Origin of the sequence: Mesorhizobium sp. M4A.F.Ca.ET.020.02.1.1 (assembly GCF_004022645.1) — a bacterium.
Taxonomy (GTDB): Bacteria; Pseudomonadota; Alphaproteobacteria; order Rhizobiales; family Rhizobiaceae; genus Mesorhizobium.
This window is the reverse complement of the sequence record NZ_RZOI01001185.1, coordinates 1-1034: the sequence shown is the minus strand read 5'-3', so window position 1 is coordinate 1034 and position 1034 is coordinate 1. Positions and strand designations below refer to the sequence as shown.

At 65.5% G+C, this 1034-nt stretch carries 1 protein-coding gene; it reads right to left on the bottom strand.

Features of this window, described 5'->3' with window-relative positions:
• Nucleotides 1-957: ABC transporter permease (locus EN742_RS35910; protein ID WP_148670569.1), on the bottom strand; the 957-nt coding region annotated here is incomplete at its 3' end.
• Nucleotides 958-1034 lie beyond the last annotated feature (77 nt).

The window sequence follows — 1034 nt, the reverse complement described above, 5'->3', positions numbered from 1 at the left end:
GAGCAGCACCGCAGCCAGCACCAGCAGGCCGTGGATCACCTGGGTGAAATTGGCCGGCAGGCCCATCAGGTTGATCGCCGTGTTGATGGCCGAGAGCAAGAGCACGCCGGCATAGACGCCGGGCAGGGTGCCGACGCCGCCCTTCAGGCTGACGCCGCCGATGACGACGGCGGCGAAGGCGTTGAACAAAAGCCCGACGCCGAGATTGGCGGTGGCGCCGGAGGTGCGGATGGCCAGCAGCCAGCCGGCGAGACCGGCGATGGCGCCGGCAAGCACGAAGGCGATGATCAAATTGCGGTTGACGCGGATGCCGGCGCGGAAGGTGGCCGTCTCGTTGCCGCCGATCATCACCAGGTGCCGGCCGAACGGCGTCTTGGCCATGATCAGCGAGAAGACGACGAAACAGGCGATGGCGATCCAGGCGGTGAGCGGCAGGCCGATCAGGCGCTGGATGCCGAACCAGCGGATCGCCGGCGCCAGGTCCTGTGCCGAGCGGCCACCGGAAACGACGAGCACCAGGCCGCGCACCCAGATGTAGGAGGCCAGCGTGATGATGAAGGCGCTCATCTTCAGCCTGACGATCAGGAAGCCGTTGAAGACGCCGATGATGCCGCCGACGAGGACGGCGAGCAGCAGCGAAACCGGGACCATCAGCCATTGCGGGTGCAGTTGCACGCCGAGGCCGATGCCCGACGAGCAGAACAAGATGCCGACCGCCATGGCGCTGAGCGCGGCGACCGATTCGACCGATAGGTCCATGTGGCCGGCGATGATGACCAGCGCCAGGCCGATCGACATCACGCCCAGCACGCTGGAGGCCTCGATGATGTTGGCGAAGATGCCGAGCTGGAAGTAGTTCGGAATGAGCAGGGAAAACACCACCAGCACGAAGACCAGCATGAACCAGACGAGATTGTCGAGAATGAGCTCGAGAGCATGGCGGGTGCGGGGGTTCATGAGCTGATCCGGTTGGCGCGCGTGTCTGACAATGTTGCGGCTTCGCGCGTTTCGACGCGCGCGGCGCTTTTGAGGGG